The following is a 20,240-nucleotide window of genomic DNA, read 5'->3' as shown; positions in this document are numbered from 1 at the left end:
CCGGACCAGCGGCCCGGGTACCTCCGCTTCGACCGTGGGCAACGTCCGGACACGCTGCACCGCGGTAACCGCTCTGCGGAACGCTCCGGAGGGGAGGGAACGGTTCGCCGAGAAGGTAGCCGCGGCCCGGCCACAGGAAAGCCCGGCCTTCCGACCGCCGACCGTGATGGCCGACGCCGGAGACCGGGCTCTCCCCCACGCACGGCGGGTACGTCGCCGTACCGCCGAAACGCCGTGCCCCGGGACGGGCTACTCGTCGTCCTCGGGCTTGTCCGCGTCGTTGACCTCCTGCTCGAGGCCGAGCTGCTCGACGAGCCACTTGTCGAACTCGATCGCGGCCCGCACCCAGCTGACCGTCGACGAGACGAAGTGCTCCAGGCTCACGCCCATGCCGATCAGCATCTGCGCCTCACCGATGAGACGGACCGTGCCGTCGTCATGGGTGTGGGTGTAGACCTTCGGCCACAGGGTGCGCCGGTTCCAGTCGTCGACGGACTCCAGCAGCTGCGGCTTCTCGTCGATCTTGTGCGCCCGGTCGTAGAACGTCCGGACGGAGAAGATCTGCTGGTCGGCCTCGCCGCGGAACATGAAGTAGGTGCGGAACTGCTCCCACGGCGCCGCGAGGTCACCCTCTTCGTCGACGACGTACTTGAGCTCCATCTGGTCGAGGAGCTGCTTCACGAGGTCCTGATCCGGGACGACGGGGCCCGCCGGTCCTTGCGGCTGCGGCTCGGGCTGGCCCCCGAAATTCGGAATCGAGGACGGGTCGATGGTCACCGTGAATTTCCCTTCGTACGGATTCCGCCATCCTCTCCCATGCGGGGAGGGGGGTGGCAAGCCCCGACGGGCCTGTCAGCCGTGGGCTGACTCGATCCGGTCAATGCCGAGGTACCCGATACGGGTCGGGCCCAACGTCCGCGGGGGACATCGGGCCCGAAAACGGAACCGTGACTCAGAGTGACTTACCGGTGGCAGGACCCACCAGGAGGCCGTCCTCGGAGCGGTCCACGCGGACCGTGTCGCCGTCCTTGATCTCGCCCGCGAGGATCTCCTTGGCGAGGCGGTCGCCGATGGCGGTCTGGACGAGGCGGCGCAGCGGGCGGGCGCCGTAGGCCGGGTCCATGCCCTCCTCGGCCAGCCAGGCCAGGGCCTCGGGGGTGATGTCCAGGGTCAGGCGGCGCTCGGCGAGGCGCCGGGCCAGGCCGTCGAGCTGGAGCCGTGCGATGCGTTCCAGTTCGGGCTTGGTCAGCGCGGAGAAGACGACCAGGTCGTCGAGGCGGTTGAGGAACTCGGGCTTGAAGGAGGCCCGGACCACCTCGAGCACCTGCTCCCGCTTCTCCTCCTCGGTGCTGAGCGGGTCGACCAGGTACTGGCTGCCCAGGTTGGACGTCAGCACCAGGATGGTGTTGCGGAAGTCGACGGTGCGGCCCTGGCCGTCGGTGAGCCGGCCGTCGTCCAGCACCTGGAGCAGGATGTCGAAGACCTCGGGGTGGGCCTTCTCCACCTCGTCGAGGAGCACCACGCTGTACGGGCGGCGCCGCACGGCCTCGGTGAGCTGGCCGCCCTCCTCGTAGCCGACGTAGCCGGGGGGCGCGCCGACGAGGCGGGCGACGGAGTGCTTCTCGCTGTACTCCGACATGTCGATGCGGACCATGGCGCGTTCGTCGTCGAAGAGGAAGTCGGCGAGCGCCTTGGCGAGTTCGGTCTTGCCGACGCCGGTGGGGCCGAGGAACAGGAAGGAGCCGGTGGGCCGGTCGGGGTCGGCGATGCCGGCCCGCGAGCGGCGTACGGCGTCCGAGACGGCGCGTACGGCCACGGTCTGGCCGATGAGGCGCTTGCCGAGCTCGTCCTCCATGCGCAGCAGCTTCTGGGTCTCGCCCTCCAGCAGGCGGCCGGCCGGGATGCCGGTCCAGGAGGCGACGACGTCGGCGATGTCGTCGGCGCCGACCTCCTCCTTGACCATGGTGTCCCTCGCGACCTCTTCCTCGGCCTCGGAGGCGGCCTCCAGGTCGCGCTCCAGGGTGGGGATCTCGCCGTAGAGCAGCTTGGAGGCGGTGTCGAAGTCGCCGTCGCGCTGGGCGCGTTCGGCTTGCCCGCGCAGGTCGTCGAGCTTCTCCTTCAGCTCGCCCACCCGGTTGAGGGACTGCTTCTCCTTCTCCCAGCGGGCGGTGAGTCCGCGCAGCTCCTCCTCCTTGTCGGCGAGGTCGCGGCGGAGCTTGTCGAGGCGTTCGCGGGAGGCGGCGTCGGTCTCCTTGCCGATCGCCAGTTCCTCCATCCGCAACCGGTCGACGGCGCGCTGGAGTTCGTCGATCTCGACGGGTGAGGAGTCGATCTCCATGCGGAGCCGGGAGGCGGACTCGTCGACGAGGTCGATGGCCTTGTCGGGCAGGAAGCGGGAGGTGATGTAGCGGTCGGAGAGGGTGGCGGCGGCCACGAGGGCGCTGTCGGCGATCTGGACCTTGTGGTGGGCCTCGTAGCGGCCCTTGAGCCCGCGCAGGATCGCGATGGAGTCCTCGACGGACGGCTCGGCGACGAGGACCTGCTGGAAGCGGCGCTCCAGCGCCGGGTCCTTCTCGATCCGCTCGCGGTACTCGTCGAGGGTGGTGGCGCCGACCATGCGGAGCTCGCCGCGGGCGAGCATCGGCTTCAGCATGTTGCCGGCGTCCATGGCGGAGTCGCCGCCGGCGCCCGCGCCGACGACCGTGTGCAGCTCGTCGATGAAGGTGATGACCTGCCCCTCCGAGTCCTTGATCTCGGCCAGGACGGTCTTCAGCCGTTCCTCGAACTCGCCCCGGTACTTGGCGCCGGCGACCATCGCGCCGAGGTCGAGCGCGACGAGCCGCTTGTTCTTCAGCGACTCGGGGACGTCGCCCTTGACGATGCGCTGGGCGAGCCCTTCGACGACGGCGGTCTTGCCGACGCCGGGCTCGCCGATGAGGACGGGGTTGTTCTTGGTACGGCGGGACAGCACCTGCACCACCCGCCGGATCTCCTGGTCCCGCCCGATGACCGGGTCGAGCCTGCCCTCGCGGGCGGCGGCGGTGAGGTCGGTGCCGAACTTCTCCAGCGCCTTGTACTGGCCCTCGGGGTCTGCGGTGGTCACGCGGCGCGCTCCCCTCGTCTTCTGGAAGGCCTCCTGCAGCTTCTTCGCGGTGGCGCCCTGCCGCGACAGCACCTCGCCGGCGGCACCGCCCTTCGCAGCGATGCCGATGAGGAGGTGTTCGGTGGAAAGGTACTCGTCACCGAGGTCGCGGGCGCGGGTCTGGGCGTCCGCGATCACGGCGAGCAGGTCGCGGTTGGGCTGGGGCGGCGCGACGGTGGACCCGGTCACGCTCGGCAGGCCGGCGAGGACGCGTTCGGCCCCGGAGCGCACGGCGGCCTGGTCGGCGTCGACCGCGGCGAGCAGGTCCGTGATGTTCTCGTTCTCCTGCCCGGCGAGCAGGGCAAGCAGCAGGTGGGCGGGGGTGAGGTCGGGGTGTCCCTCGGTCACGGCCCGGTTTCCGGCGGCGTTGATCGCGTCCCGGCTCCGGTTGGTCAGCTCGGCGTCCACGTGTCCGTTCTCCTTCTCGGTGACCCTTCAGTGACCCTCAGCGGTCTTCGTGGCTGACTCGGTCAACGTACACAAACTTGAGTCTATTCCACTCAAGGTGCGGAACGGGAGCGCCGCAGAGGCTAAGTTCCCGTCCATGGCCACCACGTACGCGGTAGATCCGGGCAATCCGGATGATTCGTATCTCAGCTTCTGGCGCGAGAAGCACCTGTGCACCCTGACCACCCTCCGTCCGGACGGCACCCCGCACCTGGTACCCGTCGGGGTGACCTATGACCCCGGGGCGCTGCTCGCCCGGGTCATCACCAACCGGACGAGCGCGAAGGTCCGCCATGTGCTGGCGGCGGGGGCGGAGGGCGCGCCCGTCGCGGTCTGCCAGGTGGACGGCCGGCGGTGGGCGACGCTGGAGGGGCGCGCGGTGGTCCGCACGGAGCGGGCGCACGTCGCGGAGGCGGAGCGCCGCTACGCGGAACGCTACGGACGGACGCCGTCGCCCAATCCGTCCCGGGTGGTCATCGAGATCGCGCTCACCCGCGCGATGGGGCGCGGCTGAGGCGGGCAGCGCCGTTCGCACCGCCGAGCGACGCTTTCCGGCCGTCGCACGAGCGGGCCGATACGGGGAAATGTCCCACAAAACTGCAGCGGCGTCACCGTGTTCAGGTCACGGTGACGCCGCTGCGGGGGGAAGCACCTGCGCGATCTGTTACGACGGGGGAATCGCGTCAGGCACTGCGGGGGGTGGCCGAGATGGTCCGGACGGCCGGGGAGTCGGACTCCACCTGCCGATGGTCCCGCTGGTCGAGGTTCACAAAGATCATTCCGTACCGGATGGCACACCGCACGGGCTTCGGCGCGCCCCTGGGCCGCCGCAGACACCGGTACGCCCGCACGTCCCCGTCCTCGTCCCGCGTGACGACGACCGGCTCGCCGAACACGGTCACCATCAACGAGTCACCGCTGTGGGGGATGGCGGTGACCAGGTCGATGAAGTGCCATCCGGATCGGTAGGCGGTCGCCATCTCGCGGCGGAACGAACGGTCATCGGGTGGGGTGGTCACGTCAGCTCCAAGCGGTGTCTGCCGGGAGAAGAACCGCGTCTTCGCCGTCAGCCGTGCCCACGGTCCCACTCGACCAGGCGGTGTCTCCCTGCGATGCTTCCGTCGCGTCGGAGAGGCCGCTCAGCGCACCGAAGGCCACAACGGCGGAGAAAGCGGCAGCAAGCACCGAGCGAAGCATTCTCTTACGCATAGTCGGCTTCGTCCTCACTTGAAGGTCCCCTCTTCCCCCGTCGAGTAAGACGATGGCTCATTCGGGCACGTCATGGCCACACGATCGGTGCATCATGTTCCTGCATGTTCAGGACCCTGGGGGGTGGAGATTTGACATCAAATCAGACTAAAGCGACACATCCCCACGCCATGACGGAGTTGTGCGCGGAAGGAAGTCGTCTTTACGCGAACGCGCTCCGCACGGGACGTATCGCCCGCGCCGACGTGGAGGCCGCCCCCTGCCTGATGGAGTTCGCCCTGCTCCATCCGGACCCCGACGACGCCAACTGGCTGCGTCCGGTCCCTCCGTCGGTCGTGCTGGCCCAGCGGCTGGACCCCATCGAGCGCGAGATCGCCGACCGCAGGCGGCAGTCGATCGAGCTGGCCGACGTGTTCGAGCCGTTCATGGGCCTCAGTGCGCCCCTGCCGGAGTCCACTCACTCGATCACCGTGCTGGAGGGGCTCGACCGCATCAACGAGGCGCTGGACCTCGCGACGGCCCAGTGCCGGCACGAGGTGCTCGCGGTCCAGCCGAGCCACCGGCACCCCGAGCGCCGGCTCGTCGAGGCGCTGGAGCGCGACAAGCCCCTGATCGAACGCGGGGTGCGGATCAGGACGCTCTACCAGCACACGGCCCGGTACAGCCCGGAGCGCATCGCGTGGGTGGAGCAGTTCACCGACGGCAAGGCCGAGTACCGCACCATCGACGAACTGGTCGAACGCCTCATCATCTGCGACGAGACGGTCGCCTTCATCCCCACGCGGGACGACCGGCAGGTCGCCCTGGAACTCCGCCACCCCGGTCTGGTGCGGTACCTGATCAAGGTGTTCGAGTTCATGTGGGGCCGGGCGGTCCCGCTGAGCGCGGGGGCCCCGTACGAGACGGCCGCGGACGGCCTCACGGACATCCAGCACTCCATCGCCAAACTGCTCGTGGAGGGGCACGTCGACGAGGCGATCGCCCGCCGGCTGGGCATGAACGTACGTACCTGCCGCGCCCACATAGCGAAGCTGGCCTCCGCCCTCGGCAGCGGCAGCCGCGCCCAACTGGGCTATCTCATCGCACAGTCGGGGATCCTCCAGCAGGACCAGAGAATCCGGGGAGCGAACCGGGCATGACCGGGAACGCGCACGACGACGGACCGCAGGCATGGGACGAGGCGGTCCTGGACCTGTACGCCCGTGCCCTGCGCGAGGGCCATGTACCGGCCGCCCCCGCGTCCGCGGGTGCCACGTCCCTCCTCCGCCTCGGCCTGCTGCATCCCGCCCTCGACGACCCCGGCCGGCTGGAGCCCGTCGCACCGCACGTCGCCCTGCACCGGCTGCTGCGTGCCTCGGCCGAGCGTGTCGCCGAGGAACGCCGCCGCGAGGAGCGGCTGACCGAGGCGCTGGAGCCGCTGCTGCGCACCGCCGGGCCCGACGTGCCGACGACACCCCTCATCGCCCTGCACAGCGGGAAGGAGCGCATCGGCCGGGTCATCGACGAGGCGATGACGGACGCCACCGAACTCCTCTCCGTCCAGCCGTACAGCAGCTACCTCAACCCCGACCCCACTCTCCACGAGCCCGCCCTGAGGCGTGACCAGGCCCTGCTCGACCGCGGTGGCCGGATCCGTGCCCTCTACCAGCACACCCTGCGCCACGCGCCCCCGCTCACCGCCCGCTACGAACGGCTGACGGGCGACGTCGAGGCGCGGACGCTGGACGAGATCACCGAGCGTCTCGTCGTCGTCGACCGCGAGGTGGCGTTCGTCCCGGCCAACGCGGACCGCAGTGCGGCCCTCGAGGTCCGCCACCCGGCGCTGGTGGAGTTCCTGGCGACCATCTTCGACCGCCTGTGGCGCCTGGCCACCCCGATGTACCCGCGAGCCGTCCGGCGGCCCACCCTGAACGGCGTCACCCCACGCCAGCGCGCCATCGCCGCACTGCTCGTCGAGGGCCACACCGACGCCGTCGTCGCCGACCGCCTGGGCATGAACGTGCGCACCGCCCGGGAGCACATCGCCAAGCTGGCCGCGACGCTGGGCAGCGGCAGCCGGGCCCAGCTCGGCTACCTCATCGGGAAGTCCGGGATCCTCGACCGGGACGGGTGACCGCGGGCCCCCGGAAACCGTCGAGGCCGGCCTGGGCGATGCGCACCCCCAGCTGCGTACGGCTCACCGCCCCCAGCGTCTCCGACAGGCGGGCGATGTGCGCCCGGCACGTCCGCACGCTGATGCCCAGCCGCTCCGCGATCACCGCGTCCTGGTGGCCCTCCGCCAGGAGCGCCGCGATGGACTGCTCGCGGTGCGAGATGCCCTCGATGCCGGTGTCGGGCAGCGGCGCGGTCAGCGGGATGGCGAGCCGCCACAGCCGTTCGAAGACGGTGCCCAGGTACTCCACCAGTGCCGGGTGGCGCAGCTCCAGCGCCATGGTGCGCTCGGGGTTGGCCGGGATGAAGGCGACCGTGCGGTCGAAGAGGATCAGCCGCTCGACCACCTCGTCCAGCGTGCGCGCCTCCACCGCGTCGCCCATCAGCTCCAGGTAGGAGAGCAGCCCGTGTCCGTGCCGGGCGACGTGCGTGTAGAGGTCCCGCATGCGCACGCCCCGGCCGCGCAGCGCCATCGCCCGGTGCAGACCCTCCGACAGCTCCGCCTCGCGCCGGATGCCGCCCGGCTGGACGGTGAGCACCTCGGCGCGGCAGGCCTGCGTCGCCTCGTCCATGGCCGCCTGGATGCGTGCGAGCCCGTCCAGCACCCGGATCGCCGGGCCCTCCGCCGCGGACGGCGACGCGGGCACCTGGCGGCCCAGACCGGCGTACCACTCGAAGGCCTCCACGGCCGAACCGACCCGGCGCTGGCTCGCGCGCACCTCGTCGTACATCCCGCGCAGCAGGCGGGTCATGACCTCCTGCGGGGAGGTCGGCACGAGCCAGGCCATGTCGTCGGGGTCGGGGTGCAGCAGGGCGAGTTCGAGCAGGCAGGGCACCGGTTCGGCGTCCCGGCGCGGCAGCCGTCCGCGCCGTACGGCCCGGGAATACACGCGATCCCCGGCCTCGCACAGCCGGTCGGCACCGTGGGGATGCTCATCCGCCCCGCGCCCGGCCATCGCCCATCCCACCCCCGGTTCAGCCACTTTCCGCAGCGCAACTATGCGCGGCCGGGTCCGGCTGTGCAACACGGGCAGGGCCCGCCGCCGGTCACCGGACCGGCGGGTGGCCGAAACGCGACAGGGGCGGCTACTTCAGCTTGAGCTCCGCGCAGGCGGACTTGAGCGCCGGCGTGCAGATGTCGGACACCTCGTAGATGTTGTCCGCGACAACGGTCTCCGCGACGTTGTCCCTCGTCAGGGCGACCACGGGCACGAGCTGCGCCGGGATGTCCCTGTCGGTCGGGCTGTCCACCCGGTCGCGGGTCAGCGCGTCGAACTGGATGTCCCGGCCCTGGACCTTCGCCACCGCCATCTCCGCGGCGCTCTCCGCCTCCTCCGGGTAGGACTTGTACACGCTCATGTACTGCTCGCCCGCGAGGATCCGCTGCACCGCCGCGAGTTCGGCGTCCTGACCGGTGATCGGGGGCAGCTCCGTCACGCCGGCCGCCCGCAGGGCCTTGACGATGCCGCCCGCCATGCCGTCGTTGGCGGAGTAGACCGCCTCGATGTTCTCCGCGCCGATCGCGTTGATCGCCTCGGTCATGTTGGCCTCGGCGTTCTCCGGCTTCCAGTCCTTGGTGTCGTAGGACTTGGCGATGGTCACCTTGCCCTTGAGCTCGGAGAGCGCGCCCGCCTTGAACTGCTTGGCGTTGGGGTCGGTGGACGAGCCGTTCATCATCACGACCTTGTCGGTGATGCTGAGGTCCTCACGCAGCGACTCCAGCAGGGAACGGCCCTGCACCTCGCCGACCAGCTCGTTGTCGAAGGAGATGTACGCGTCGATCGGGCCCTCGGCCAGCCGGTCGTAGGCGATGACCGGGATGCCCGCTTCCTTGGCCTTCTTCACCGAGTCCGCGATGGCGTGGGAGTCGACCGCGTCCAGCACGATGACGTCGACCTTCTGGTCCACCATCCGCTGCATCTGGGTGGCCTGCTTGCCGGCGTCCGCCTCCGCGTTGGCGTACTCGACCGTGCCCTTCCTGTTGGTGAGGGACTCCACCTTGGTCTTGAAGATGGGGTAGTCGAACTGCTCGTACCGCGTGTTGGCCTTCTCCGGCAGCAGCAGCCCCACGGTGATGTCGTCGCCCTTGCTCGGGCTCGCGTCGTCGCTGCTTCCCGTCGCGTTGAGCGCGCCGCAGCCGGCGAGCATGACGGACATCGAGGTGACGGCCACGGATATGGCGATACGACGCATGCGAGGGCTCACTTCAGGTGCGTTTTGGGCGTGGGCACAGCTTTGCGGCCCATGTGACTGAAAAGCCAACGCTTCCGCCCCCGCCGGAGTCAAGCGCGACCACTTAACGAGATGGACACGGCACGGTGCGCTGAACTCGTGAACGACCCGCGAAAGCCCGGCGAACATCATCTGGACACGCCGCCATGCCATGGTCACACACGTGACCGGACATCAGGCGAGGGGCCCGGGGGTTCGACGAACCCCCGGGCCCCTTGACCGACTTCACCTGCGCGGTCAGTCGGACTGCTGACGCTTGGGCCGCCACACCACCAGCGCGCTGGTCTGCTGGACCTCCTGGTACGGCACCAGGTCGCGGCGGTACGAGGCGTGCACCGCGGCCTCGCGCTGACGCATCGCCGCCGCCGCTCCGTCCAGCGCGTCCTCCAGCTCGGCCACCCGGGCCTGGAGGGCCGCGACCTGGTTCTCCAGCTCGATGATGCGCTTGATTCCGGCCAGGTTGATGCCCTCGGTCTGCGACAACTGCTGCACCTGACGGAGCAGTTCGATGTCACGGGCCGAGTAGCGCCGGCCCCGGCCCGCCGTACGGTCCGGGGACACCAGTCCCAGACGGTCGTACTGGCGCAGGGTCTGCGGGTGCAGGCCGGAGAGCTGGGCCGCCACCGAGATGACGTAGACCGGGGTGTCCTGGGTCAGTTCATACGGATTGCGTCGACGGCCGTCCATCGAAATCAAGCTCCCTTCGCGGCCTGGAACAGCTCCGCCCGCGGATCCTCCTCCGCGGTCGCCTCGCGATACGCCTCAAGCGCGTCACGAGCCTTCCCCGACAGGTCCTTGGGAACACTCACCTCGACGGTGACCAGCAGATCCCCGCGGGTGCCGTCCTTGCGCACCGCGCCCTTGCCCCGCGCCCGCATGGTGCGGCCGTTGGGCGTGCCCGGCGGCAGCTTCAGCGTGACCGGGGGGCCGCCGAGCGTCGGCACCCGGATCTCACCGCCGAGGGCCGCCTCGGGATACGTCACCGGGACCGTGACGGTCAGGTTGTCGTCCTTGCGGCCGAACACCGGGTGGGCGCCGACGTGCACGACGACGTACAGGTCGCCGGCGGGTCCGCCGCGCTCGCCCGGGGCGCCCTTGCCGCGCAACCGGATCCGCTGCCCGTCGCTGACCCCCGCGGGGATCCGCACCTGCATCGTCCGCGAGGACTTCGCGCGGCCACTGCCCTTGCAGACCTCGCAGGGCTCCTCCGCGATCAGACCGCGGCCCTTGCAGTCGGGGCACGGATCGGTGAGTGAGAAGCCGCCGCCGGAGCCCCGCGCCACCTGTCCGGTGCCGACGCAGGTCGGGCACACGCGCGGTGTGCCGTGCTTGTCGCCGGTGCCCGAACAGGCCTTGCAGGCCGCCTGCGACGACATCCGCAACGGGACGGTCGCACCCTCGATCGCCTCGGTGAAGCTGAGCGTCACCTCGGACTCGATGTCCTGGCCGCGTCGCGGCTGGGTGCGCGTGGTGCCCGTGCCGCCGCGGTTGAAAAGGCCCCCGAAGACGTCACCCAGGCCGCCGCCGAAGCCGCCGCCCGCCTGGCCGCCGGCCTGGCCCCCGAAGAGGTCACCCAGGTCGAAGTTGAAGGAGCCGCCGCCCGCGCCCGGCCCCGGACGGAATCCTCCGTTGCCGAAGAGCGCGCGTGCCTCGTCGTACTCCTTGCGCTTCTTGGGGTCGCCGAGGACGTCGTTCGCCTCGGAGATCTCCTTGAACCGCTCCTCCGCCTTGGTGTTGCCCTTGTTGGCGTCCGGGTGGAACTCGCGGGCGAGCTTCCGGTACGCCTTCTTGATCTCGGCCTCGGTGGCGTCCTTGGGGACGCCGAGGACCTTGTAGTAGTCCTTCTCGATGAAGTCCTTGGTGCTCATCCCCGACGTCCCTCCTTCCCTGCGTCAGCTCCTGCGTCAGCCCTCGTCCGGGCCACCGCTCTCCTTGTTCTCCGAGCCGTCCTGCGCCTCGGTGCCCTCCTCGGCCGGCAGAGGCGTCTGTGCGCCCGGCTGGGGCTCGGCGACGGCCACCCGCGCGGGGCGGATGGTGCGCTCGCCGATGCGGTACCCCGGCTGCAGGATCGCCACGCACGTCGTCTCGGTGACGTCCGGCGCGTAGCTGTGCATCAGCGCCTCGTGGATCGTCGGGTCGAAGGACTCGCCCTCCTTGCCGAACTGCTGGAGGCCCAGCTTGGCCACCGTGGTCTCCAGCGACTCCGCGACGGACTTGAAGCCGCCGACGAGCTCGCCGTGTTCACGGGCCCGGCCGATGTCGTCGAGCACGGGAAGCAGCTCGGTCAGGAGGTTCGCCACGGCGACCTCCTTGACCGCGACGCGGTCCCGCTCGACCCGGCGGCGGTAGTTCTGGAACTCCGCCTGGAGACGCTGGAGGTCCGCCGTGCGTTCGTTGAGCGCCGTGCGCGCCTGGTCCAGCTGGGCCACCAGGGCGGCGTTCTGGTCCGTGTCCCCGGCCGGGGCCGCCCCCTCCTCCGCGGAGGGTGTGGCGGCGGCCTTCGGCTCGGCGTCGTCGGTGGGTGCGCCGGAGGGGACGTCGGGCTGCTGCGACTGCTCGTCGAAGCCCGGGGTCTCCTCGGTCACGCCGCACCGTCCTTGCGGTCCTCGTCGACGATCTCCGCGTCGACGACGTCGTCATCGGCCTTCGCCTGACCGGCGTCCGCGCCGGCGGACGCGCCGCCCGCCGCCTGGGCGCCCTGGGCGTCGGCGTACATCGCCTGGCCCAGCTTCTGGGAGACGGCCGCGACCTTCTCCGTGGCGGTGCGGATCTCGGCGGTGTCGTCGCCCTTGAGCTTCTCCTTCAGCTCGGCGACGGCGCCCTCGACCTCGGTCTTGATGTCGGCGGGGACCTTGTCCGCGTTGTCGCCGAGGAACTTCTCGGTCTGGTAGACGAGCTGCTCGCCCTGGTTGCGGGCCTCGGCGGCCTCGCGGCGGGCGTGGTCCTCCTCCGCGTACTTCTCGGCCTCCTGGCGCATCCGGTCGACCTCGTCCTTCGGGAGCGAGGAGCCGCCGGTGACGGTCATCTTCTGCTCCTTGCCGGTGCCGAGGTCCTTCGCCGTGACGTGCATGATGCCGTTGGCGTCGATGTCGAAGGAGACCTCGATCTGCGGGACGCCACGCGGCGCCGGGGGCAGACCGGTCAGCTCGAACATGCCGAGCTTCTTGTTGTACGCGGCGATCTCGCGCTCGCCCTGGTAGACCTGGATCTGCACCGACGGCTGGTTGTCCTCGGCCGTGGTGAAGATCTCGGAGCGCTTCGTCGGGATCGTGGTGTTGCGCTCGATCAGCTTGGTCATGATGCCGCCCTTGGTCTCGATGCCGAGGGACAGCGGGGTGACGTCGAGCAGCAGGACGTCCTTGACCTCGCCCTTGAGCACACCGGCCTGGAGCGCGGCGCCGATGGAGACGACCTCGTCCGGGTTGACGCCCTTGTTGGCCTCCTTGCCGCCGGTCAGCTCCTTGACGAGCTCGGCAACGGCGGGCATGCGGGTGGAGCCGCCGACGAGGACGACGTGGTCGATCTCGTTGACGGAGATGCCGGCGTCCTTGATGACGTTGTGGAACGGCGTCTTGCAGCGCTCCAGGAGGTCCGCGGTCAGCTGCTGGAACTGGGCGCGGGTCAGCTTCTCGTCGAGGTGCAGGGGGCCCTCGGCGGAGGCGGTGATGTAGGGGAGGTTGATCGTGGTCTCGGTGGACGAGGACAGCTCGATCTTCGCCTTCTCGGCGGCCTCACGCAGACGCTGCAGCGCCATCTTGTCCTTGGCCAGGTCCACGCCGTGCCCGGACTGGAACTGCTTGACCAGGTAGTCGACGACGCGCTGGTCCCAGTCGTCACCGCCGAGGTTGTTGTCACCGTTGGTGGCCTTCACCTCGACGACACCGTCGCCGATCTCCAGCAGGGAGACGTCGAACGTACCGCCACCGAGGTCGAAGACCAGGATGACCTGCTCGTCCTTGTCGAGGCCGTACGCCAGGGCGGCGGCCGTCGGCTCGTTGACGATGCGCAGCACGTTCAGACCGGCGATCTCGCCGGCCTCCTTGGTCGCCTGGCGCTCGGCGTCGTTGAAGTACGCCGGGACGGTGATGACCGCGTCCGTGACCTTCTCGCCCAGGTACGACTCCGCGTCACGCTTCAGCTTCTGCAGCACGAAGGCGCTGATCTGCTGCGGGTTGAAGGGCTTCCCGTCGAGCTCGATCTTCCAGTCGGTGCCCATGTGGCGCTTGACCGACCGGATGGTCCTGTCGACGTTGGTCACCGCCTGACGCTTGGCCACCTCGCCGACCAGCACCTCACCGTTCTTGGCGAAGGCGACGACGGACGGCGTGGTCCTGGCGCCCTCGGCGTTGGTGATGACGGTGGGCTCGCCGCCCTCCAGAACGCTGACGACGGAGTTAGTCGTGCCCAGGTCGATGCCGACCGCACGTGCCATTTCAATTCCTCCAGCTGACTTGAGTGGAACGGACTCAAGCATGCATGACGTACGCCGCAGGGTCAACAGAGCTGAGTCGAGCCGACTCAAGTCTTATCCGTTCCTTACACGCAACTGCCCTGTGACCTGCGACGACGCACTGGAAGACCGTTGACGGGGACGGAAAACGGGGGTGACGGGAAGGCGGACGAGCGCGAGGACGACCACCACGGCGACCGCCGCCACCCACAGCACCGCACCCCCGGACACCCGCCCGGTGTGCATGCCCACCCCCACCAGTACCCCGCCCAGCGAGGCCACACCGAGCAGGACGGTCACCGCACGCGGAGCGACCCCCAGCCGCCTGAGCCGGTGCCCGAGATGGTCCGGCCGCCCGCGCGTCAGGGGCCACCGCGCCAGCCGCCGCGCGAGCACCACCAGGACGGCGTCCGCGCACACCACCGCGGTCACCGCGAACAACACCCCGGCACCGGCGCCGATTCCCTGCCCGGCCCGCACGAAGACCGCCGCCGAGGCCAGCAGGAACCCCGTGAACAGCGCACCGCACGCGCCGAGCGCCGCCCGCGCGGGATGCCAGTTGTGCAGCAGGAACCCGGCGAGCGCGGCGGCCAGCACGCTCAGCAGCACCGCGATCCCGTCCATCAGTTCGGCCGCGGCGCAGGCCGCCACCCCGAACGCGGTCACCGTTCCCACGGTGCCGGCCAGCCCGTCGGCGTGGTCGAGGCCCCGGAAGGCGGCGGCGACGGCGACGATCCATACCGCGGCGAGCACCCCGCCCGGCACCCCCGTCTCCCCGTACGGCACGACGAGCGCGGCCGCCACGGCCGTACCGGCGACGGGCACCCACCACCGCAGCCGCCAGACGTCGACGGCCAGCCCCAGCGCGCCCACGCACGCCCCGGCGGCCAGCAGCCGCCCGACCCCGGTGCCGAGCGGCGCGACACCGGCCGCGTCCCCGGCGAGGGCGACCAGCCCGGTGACCAGCCCGACGGCCACTCCCCCGGACAGCGGCACCGGGCGCCGCCGTCTGCGGTCCTGGATTCCCAGGCGCAGGAGGGGCGCCCGCAGCACTCCCGTGAGGAGGGCGGACAGCAGCAGGGCGGTGGCGGCGGCGACGATCCCGTAGAGCACGGATATAAGTTAGGTGCGTATGGACCGATTTGGCGTGAATAACACGATTGGATCCCGGACGCCATCCGGGACGGCCCCAGGGGTCACCCCCATAGGTGACCCTCAGCGATTCAGATCACCCCGCGCCCGGCTACAGTGCGGCCGGAGATCGGGGTAGTCTCAGACGGACTGCATAAGTTACCGCTTAGTAATCTCGGGGAAGCCGTAGTGGAGCCCCCGGGGACGCCCGGAAATCCCTCTCCAAACCCCTCGCAGGCCCGAGGAGCCCCCATGCAACTCGCCGCGATCATCGTGTCGCTGGTCCTGACCGTGGTCGGCGTTGCGCTGCTCGCACGCGCGATCGGCCAGTTCGTCCGGCACTTCAAGCTGGGCCAGCCGGTCCCGGCCGGCGCCCGGACCGACAATCCCTACCAGCGCAGTGTGACCCTGGTGCGGGAGTTCCTCGGCCACACCCGCATGAACCGGTGGGGCATCGTCGGCATCGCCCACTGGTTCGTCGCCGTCGGCTTCCTGACGCTGCCGCCGACCCTCGCCCAGGCCTTCGGCCAGCTCTTCCAGGCCGACTGGGTGCTGCCGGTCATCGGCGGCTTCCTGCCGTTCGAGATGTACATCGAGTTCATCGGCGTGATGACCGTGCTGGGCATCGCCGTCCTCATCGTCATCCGGCTGCTGAGCCTGCCGTCGCGTCCGGGCCGCAAGTCCCGCTTCGCGGGATCCAAGGCGGGTCAGGCGTACTTCGTCGAGTACGTCATCCTCACCATCGGCCTCGCGATCTACGTCCTGCGCGGCCTCGAAGGCGCCCTGCACCACGTGGACGGCTACGAGGCGGCGTACTTCGCCTCGTACCCGCTGGTCCTCGCCTTCGACGGCCTGTCGGTCGAGACGCTGCAGAACCTGGTCTACCTGGCCGCCATGATCAAGATCGGGACTTCGTTCGTCTGGATGATCGTGGTCTCGCTCAACACCAACATGGGCGTGGCCTGGCACCGCTTCCTCGCCTTCCCGAACATCTGGTTCAAGCGTGAGGCCGACGGCGGGACGGCACTCGGCGCCCTCCAGCCGATGACCTCCGGCGGCAAGCCGATCGACTTCGCCGACCCCGGTGACGACGACGTCTTCGGCGTCTCCCAGGTCGAGCAGTTCTCCTGGAAGGGCCTGCTGGACTTCTCCACCTGCACCGAGTGCGGCCGCTGCCAGTCGCAGTGCCCCGCCTGGAACACGGGCAAGCCCCTCTCCCCCAAGCTCCTGATCATGTCCCTGCGCGACCACGCGCACGCCAAGGCCCCCTACCTGCTGGCCGGCGGCGGCAAGACGATGGAGGGCGAGGAGAAGGCGTCCGAGGAGCAGCTGGCCGGCGTCCCCGCCGCCGCCCTCGCCGAGGCCGAGCGCCCGCTGATCGGCACCGCCGAGGAGAACGGCGTCATCGACCCGGACGTCCTGTGGTCCTGCACCACCTGCGGTGCCTGCGTCGAGCAGTGCCCCGTCGACATCGAGCACGTCGACCACATCGTCGACATGCGCCGCTACCAGGTGATGATCGAGAGCGCGTTCCCCTCCGAGGCGGGCACGATGCTCAAGAACCTGGAGAAGAAGGGCAACCCCTGGGGCCTGGCGAAGAAGCAGCGCCTGGAGTGGACCAAGGAGGTCGACTTCGAGGTCCCGGTCGTCGGCAGGGACCTCGAGGACCTCTCCGAGGTCGAGTACCTGTACTGGGTCGGCTGCGCCGGCGCCCTGGAGGACCGCGCCAAGAAGACCACGAAGGCCTTCGCGGAACTCCTCCACATCGCGGGCGTCAAGTTCGCGATCATGGGCGGCGACGAGAAGTGCACCGGTGACTCGGCACGGCGGCTGGGCAACGAGCCGCTGTTCCAGGAGCTCGGCATGGAGAACGTCATGTCCCTCAACGCCGCGTTCGGCGAGGAGATGGACGACGACGGCAAGGTCACCGAGGAGTCCCGCAAGCCCAGGTCGGCGAAGAAGATCGTCGCCACCTGCCCGCACTGCCTCAACACCCTCGGCAACGAGTACCCGCAGCTCGGCGGCGACTACGAGGTCATCCACCACACCCAGCTGCTCCAGCACCTGGTGGACGAGGGCAAGCTGATCCCGGTCACCCCGGTCGAGGGGCTCATCACCTACCACGACCCGTGCTACCTGGGCCGCCACAACAAGATCTACACGCCCCCGCGCGAGATCATCGGCAAGGTCCCGGGCCTGCGCAACGAGGAGATGCACCGCCACAAGGAGCGCGGCTTCTGCTGCGGCGCCGGCGGCGCCCGCATGTGGATGGAGGAGCGGATCGGCAAGCGCATCAACAACGAGCGCGTCGACGAGGCGCTGGCGCTGAACCCCGACATCGTCTCGACCGCCTGCCCGTTCTGCCTGGTCATGCTGACCGACTCGGTCAACGGCAAGAAGAACGACGGCAAGGCGAAGGAGTCCATCCAGGTCGTCGACGTCGCCCAGCTGCTGCTGGAGTCCGTCAAGACGCCGAGCGACCCGGCCGGCGACGAGGAGAGCGAGACCGCTCCGGAGCCGGAACCGGTGAAGTGACGAGACCGCGAACATGACGAAGGGGCCGTCCAACAGGACGGCCCCTTCGCCGTGTTCGGCCCCCGGAGCCCGGGATCCGGAAAACACCGAGCACCCGTACAACCCTCCCGGGCCCTCGCCGGTCTCATGGTCGCCGACCGTCGGGTGAACCGCCGGACAACTCCCGGCGAACCCGCACGGTCCCGGCACCTCATCGACTCCGGATGCCCACCGGGCATCCCCCGCATGCCGCAGGAGAACCCGCATGCACCGACGCACGAGACTCGCCCTCGCCTCGGCCACCGCCGTCGCGCTCACGGGCGGTCTGCTCACCTTCGTCGCCTCGCCCGCGACGGCCGCCGACTCCACGCACGTCGCCCTGGCCGACTTCAACGGCGACGGCCGGGGCGACGTGGCCTCCTCGGTCAACGGCGCCTACGTCGCCGGCAAGAGCTGGGCCGGACAGTTCGTCGTCCTCTACGGCACCTCCACCGGAGTGTCGTCCGCCCAGCGTCACACCCTCAGCCAGGACTCCCCCGGCGTACCCGGCGGCGCCGAAGCCGGTGACAACTTCGGCTACGACCACGCGTACGCCGACTTCAACGGCGACGGCTACGACGACGTCGCCGTCTCCGCCCCGTACGAGGACCTCGGCAGCGACAAGGACGGCGGCCTCCTCACCATCCTGTGGGGATCGGCCTCCGGCCTCACCGGCAAGGGCGTGACCGTCCCCGACCCGGCCCCCTCCTCGCACGACCTGTGGGGCAAGAACCTCGCCGCCGGCGACTTCGACGGCGACGGCCGGGCCGACCTGGCCGTCGGCAGCGACCAGGCCACCCTGCACATCTTCAAGGGCGGCTTCAGCACCGCGGGCACGCCCGGCGGCCGCTACACCGTCAAGCCGCCGATCCAGGGCGGCGGCGACGGGGGCGGCCCGCTGAACCTGACCGCCGGGGACGTCAACAGCGGCGCCACCGACCTGGTGGTCGACGGCTACGAGACCACCTCCGCGTACGGCTGGAACCGGAACTACTTCATCCCCGGCTCCCCGAGCGGCCTGCAGGTCTCCGCGGTCAAGACCCTCAAGCCCGGCGTCATCACCGCGATCGGCGACATCGACAACGACGGCTTCGGCGACATCGTCAGCGGCGCCCAGTGGGACTCCACGCTCGACGACGGCACGCCGATCCCCGACTCCGCCAAGGGCGGCAAGGTCTGGGTCACCCAGGGCTCGGCCACCGGCCCGCTCACCGGCTCCGCCACCGGCATCACCCAGGACACCGGCAACGTGCCCGGCGGGTCCGAGAGCAACGACTACTTCGGCTACGAACTCGACCTCGGCGACGTCAACGCCGACGGCTTCCTCGACCTCGCCATCGGTGTCGCCGGCGAGAACCTCGGGACCGAGTCCGACACCGGCATGGTCATCGTCCTCTACGGCACCGCCGACGGTCTGAACACCGCCTCCGGCGCCCAGGCCTTCGAGCAGAACACCACGGGCGTCCCGGGCGGCAACGAGGACAACGACGCCTTCGGCCTGGACGTCAAGCTCGACGACGTCACCGGCGACGGCAGGGCCGACCTGATCGTCGGCTCCGCCGAGGACAAGGGCGACGGCGCGATCGTCTACCTGCCGTCCAACGGCACGAAGATCACCACGAGCGGCTCCCGCTTCATCTCCCCCAGCACGTCGGGCGTCTCCACCGCGGGCACCCCGTACTTCGGCTCCAACTTCGCCGACTGACCGGGGCACGTCCCCCGCGCCGGGCCCGCACACCACCGCGGGCCCGGCCGACGGCCCTCCCTCCTCCGGCCCTCCCACCTCCGTAGGACCCGGCCGCCCCGCGGCCCTCCGCAGGACGGACCGAGGGGCTGACGACCCCTTAGGGGATGTCACAGCTCGGCCGCAATGCCCGGCCCGGAAGCCGGGGCCCGGCACGCGGCCGCCGGGGACCAGGTACGTTCGATGACGTGGCTGGATTCAGGATCGGACGCGGCCGGGACAACAACGGCGCTCCTCACGCGCGACCGCAACAACCCCCGTACGGACAGCAGACGCCGCCGGGGCCGTCGTACGGCTACCCGCAGGCGCCGCAGCCGTACCCGCAGCAGCCGTCGCACGGCAGCGGCGGCGGGCCGTGGCCGCACGCGAACGGTGGTCACCCGGGCCACGGCGGTCACGGAGGGCAGGGACGCCACGGCGAACCCGAGTACTTCGGCGACGGCACGCACCCCCACGGCGCCCCGCACGACCCGTACGCGGCGAACAACCCGGGCCACACCCAGGCCTTCTCGATCAACGACGACCCCTACCACCAGGGCGAGACCTACCGCGCCGGCTCCGCCCCGCCGCCCGGACCGGTCGGCCCCCGGCTGCACTGGAAGGACCTGCTGAAGGGCATCGTCCTGGCGCCCGCGCAGACGTTCCTCCGGATGCGCGACTACACGGTGTGGGGCCCCGCCCTCGTCGTCACCTTCCTCTACGGCCTGCTCGCCGTCTTCGGCTTCGACGGCGCCCGCGAGGACGCCATCAACGCCACGCTGTCGAACGCGGTCCCCATCGTCCTGACGACGGCCGTCGCGATGGTGTTCAGCGCGTTCGTCCTGGGCGTGGTCACCCACACCCTGGCCCGCCAGCTCGGCGGCGACGGCGCGTGGCAGCCCACGGTCGGCCTCTCCATGCTGATCATGTCCCTCACGGACGCGCCCCGCCTGGTCTTCGCCATGTTCGCCGGCGGCGACGCCACCTTCGTCCAGCTCCTCGGCTGGGCCACCTGGGTGGCGGCCGGCACCCTGCTCACGGTCATGGTCAGGCGCTCCCACGACCTGCCCTGGCCGAAGGCCCTGGGCGCGTCGGCGATCCAGCTGATCGCGCTGCTGTCGATCGTGAAGCTGGGCACGTTCTGACCCACGGCCACTAGGAGAGGGGCCCCCGATGGGAGCCCCTCTTCACTCTTTCCGCCC

Annotated in this window: 16 protein-coding genes; 6 read left to right on the top strand and 10 right to left on the bottom strand. The window is 70.4% G+C overall.

Annotated features, from left to right (window positions below; genetic code table 11):
- Positions 1 to 249: 249 nt before the first annotated feature.
- Both BU52_RS14340 and clpB read right to left on the bottom strand, forming a co-directional pair.
- Positions 250 to 777, bottom strand: coding sequence for a YbjN domain-containing protein (locus BU52_RS14340; protein ID WP_037933568.1), 528 nt, complete (start codon positions 775 to 777; stop codon positions 250 to 252).
- Positions 778 to 952: 175 nt separating this feature from the next.
- The gene (gene clpB, locus BU52_RS14335; protein ID WP_037933565.1) at positions 953 to 3,550 is read right to left on the bottom strand and encodes an ATP-dependent chaperone ClpB; all 2,598 of its coding nucleotides are present in this window, start codon (positions 3,548 to 3,550) and stop codon (positions 953 to 955) included.
- Positions 3,551 to 3,686: 136 nt separating this feature from the next.
- On the opposite strand from clpB, the gene BU52_RS14330 reads away from it, so the two are divergent.
- Positions 3,687 to 4,103, top strand: coding sequence for a pyridoxamine 5'-phosphate oxidase family protein (locus tag BU52_RS14330; RefSeq protein ID WP_037933563.1), 417 nt, complete (start codon positions 3,687 to 3,689; stop codon positions 4,101 to 4,103).
- A 169-nt stretch (positions 4,104 to 4,272) separates the two neighbouring features.
- Here BU52_RS14330 and BU52_RS14325 read toward each other — a convergent pair whose 3' ends face one another.
- Positions 4,273 to 4,569: a Rieske (2Fe-2S) protein gene (locus BU52_RS14325; RefSeq protein ID WP_051858211.1), complete on the bottom strand. Its 297-nt coding sequence runs from the start codon at positions 4,567 to 4,569 to the stop codon at positions 4,273 to 4,275.
- Between the two features lie 399 nt (positions 4,570 to 4,968).
- On the opposite strand from BU52_RS14325, the gene BU52_RS14320 reads away from it, so the two are divergent.
- Both BU52_RS14320 and BU52_RS14315 read left to right on the top strand, forming a co-directional pair.
- Positions 4,969 to 5,937, top strand: a complete 969-nt coding sequence (locus BU52_RS14320; RefSeq protein ID WP_051858192.1) for a hypothetical protein — start codon at positions 4,969 to 4,971, stop codon at positions 5,935 to 5,937.
- The gene (locus BU52_RS14315) at positions 5,934 to 6,911 is read left to right on the top strand and encodes a helix-turn-helix transcriptional regulator (RefSeq protein ID WP_037933558.1); all 978 of its coding nucleotides are present in this window, start codon (positions 5,934 to 5,936) and stop codon (positions 6,909 to 6,911) included. The genes BU52_RS14320 and BU52_RS14315 overlap by 4 nt, the downstream gene beginning before the upstream one ends.
- Here the strand turns inward: BU52_RS14315 and BU52_RS14310 are convergent.
- The 7 genes from BU52_RS14310 to BU52_RS14280 form a co-directional block, all read right to left on the bottom strand.
- Positions 6,874 to 7,905, bottom strand: coding sequence for a helix-turn-helix transcriptional regulator (locus BU52_RS14310; RefSeq protein ID WP_037933555.1), 1,032 nt, complete (start codon positions 7,903 to 7,905; stop codon positions 6,874 to 6,876). The two genes, BU52_RS14315 and BU52_RS14310, sit on opposite strands and share 38 nt — an antisense overlap.
- Before the next feature lie 130 nt (positions 7,906 to 8,035).
- Positions 8,036 to 9,142 (bottom strand): sugar ABC transporter substrate-binding protein, encoded by a 1,107-nt coding sequence (locus tag BU52_RS14305; RefSeq protein WP_200881190.1) that lies wholly within the window; start codon positions 9,140 to 9,142, stop codon positions 8,036 to 8,038.
- A gap of 276 nt (positions 9,143 to 9,418) precedes the next feature.
- Positions 9,419 to 9,868, bottom strand: coding sequence for a heat shock protein transcriptional repressor HspR (locus BU52_RS14300; RefSeq protein ID WP_037933552.1), 450 nt, complete (start codon positions 9,866 to 9,868; stop codon positions 9,419 to 9,421).
- A gap of 5 nt (positions 9,869 to 9,873) precedes the next feature.
- Entirely contained in the window at positions 9,874 to 11,049 is a 1,176-nt protein-coding gene (dnaJ, locus tag BU52_RS14295) for a molecular chaperone DnaJ (RefSeq protein WP_037933550.1), read from the bottom strand.
- A 36-nt stretch (positions 11,050 to 11,085) separates the two neighbouring features.
- The gene (gene grpE / locus BU52_RS14290; protein WP_037933548.1) at positions 11,086 to 11,766 is read right to left on the bottom strand and encodes a nucleotide exchange factor GrpE; all 681 of its coding nucleotides are present in this window, start codon (positions 11,764 to 11,766) and stop codon (positions 11,086 to 11,088) included.
- On the bottom strand, positions 11,763 to 13,613 hold the full coding sequence (dnaK, locus tag BU52_RS14285; protein ID WP_037933546.1) for a molecular chaperone DnaK: 1,851 nt from the start codon (positions 13,611 to 13,613) through the stop codon (positions 11,763 to 11,765). The genes grpE and dnaK overlap by 4 nt, the downstream gene beginning before the upstream one ends.
- 93 nt (positions 13,614 to 13,706) lie before the next feature.
- Positions 13,707 to 14,744, bottom strand: a complete 1,038-nt coding sequence (locus BU52_RS14280; RefSeq protein WP_037933545.1) for an MraY family glycosyltransferase — start codon at positions 14,742 to 14,744, stop codon at positions 13,707 to 13,709.
- A gap of 270 nt (positions 14,745 to 15,014) precedes the next feature.
- Here BU52_RS14280 and BU52_RS14275 point away from each other — a divergent pair, with 270 nt between their 5' ends.
- The 3 genes from BU52_RS14275 (at position 15,015) to BU52_RS14265 (ending at position 20,183) form a co-directional block, all read left to right on the top strand.
- A complete protein-coding gene (locus BU52_RS14275; protein ID WP_037933543.1) occupies positions 15,015 to 17,297 on the top strand; it encodes a (Fe-S)-binding protein in 2,283 nt (760 codons plus the stop codon).
- Positions 17,298 to 17,541: 244 nt separating this feature from the next.
- Positions 17,542 to 19,020, top strand: coding sequence for a VCBS repeat-containing protein (locus BU52_RS14270; protein WP_037933541.1), 1,479 nt, complete (start codon positions 17,542 to 17,544; stop codon positions 19,018 to 19,020).
- Between the two features lie 146 nt (positions 19,021 to 19,166).
- On the top strand, positions 19,167 to 20,183 hold the full coding sequence (locus tag BU52_RS14265; protein WP_037933539.1) for a Yip1 family protein: 1,017 nt from the start codon (positions 19,167 to 19,169) through the stop codon (positions 20,181 to 20,183).
- Positions 20,184 to 20,240: the final 57 nt, after the last annotated feature.

This window comes from Streptomyces toyocaensis (assembly GCF_000725125.1).
Taxonomy (GTDB): Bacteria; Actinomycetota; Actinomycetes; order Streptomycetales; family Streptomycetaceae; genus Streptomyces; species Streptomyces toyocaensis.
Note: the sequence above shows the minus strand (reverse complement) of the source record. Positions and strands in the feature narration are given on the sequence as shown.

Excerpts from the sequence above, each read along its gene's own strand:
- dnaK (WP_037933546.1), bottom strand. The coding sequence starts at position 13,613 with ATGGCACGTGCGGTCGGCATCGACCTGGGCACGACTAACTCCGTCGTC.
- BU52_RS14300 (WP_037933552.1), bottom strand. The coding sequence starts at position 9,868 with ATGGACGGCCGTCGACGCAATCCGTATGAACTGACCCAGGACACCCCG.
- BU52_RS14275 (WP_037933543.1), top strand. The coding sequence starts at position 15,015 with ATGCAACTCGCCGCGATCATCGTGTCGCTGGTCCTGACCGTGGTCGGC.
- BU52_RS14265 (WP_037933539.1), top strand. The coding sequence starts at position 19,167 with ATGTCACAGCTCGGCCGCAATGCCCGGCCCGGAAGCCGGGGCCCGGCA.
- BU52_RS14310 (WP_037933555.1), bottom strand. The coding sequence starts at position 7,905 with ATGGCCGGGCGCGGGGCGGATGAGCATCCCCACGGTGCCGACCGGCTG.
- BU52_RS14270 (WP_037933541.1), top strand. The coding sequence starts at position 17,542 with ATGCACCGACGCACGAGACTCGCCCTCGCCTCGGCCACCGCCGTCGCG.
- BU52_RS14325 (WP_051858211.1), bottom strand. The coding sequence starts at position 4,569 with ATGGCGACCGCCTACCGATCCGGATGGCACTTCATCGACCTGGTCACC.
- BU52_RS14320 (WP_051858192.1), top strand. The coding sequence starts at position 4,969 with ATGACGGAGTTGTGCGCGGAAGGAAGTCGTCTTTACGCGAACGCGCTC.
- BU52_RS14330 (WP_037933563.1), top strand. The coding sequence starts at position 3,687 with ATGGCCACCACGTACGCGGTAGATCCGGGCAATCCGGATGATTCGTAT.
- dnaJ (WP_037933550.1), bottom strand. The coding sequence starts at position 11,049 with ATGAGCACCAAGGACTTCATCGAGAAGGACTACTACAAGGTCCTCGGC.
- BU52_RS14305 (WP_200881190.1), bottom strand. The coding sequence starts at position 9,142 with ATGCGTCGTATCGCCATATCCGTGGCCGTCACCTCGATGTCCGTCATG.
- BU52_RS14315 (WP_037933558.1), top strand. The coding sequence starts at position 5,934 with ATGACCGGGAACGCGCACGACGACGGACCGCAGGCATGGGACGAGGCG.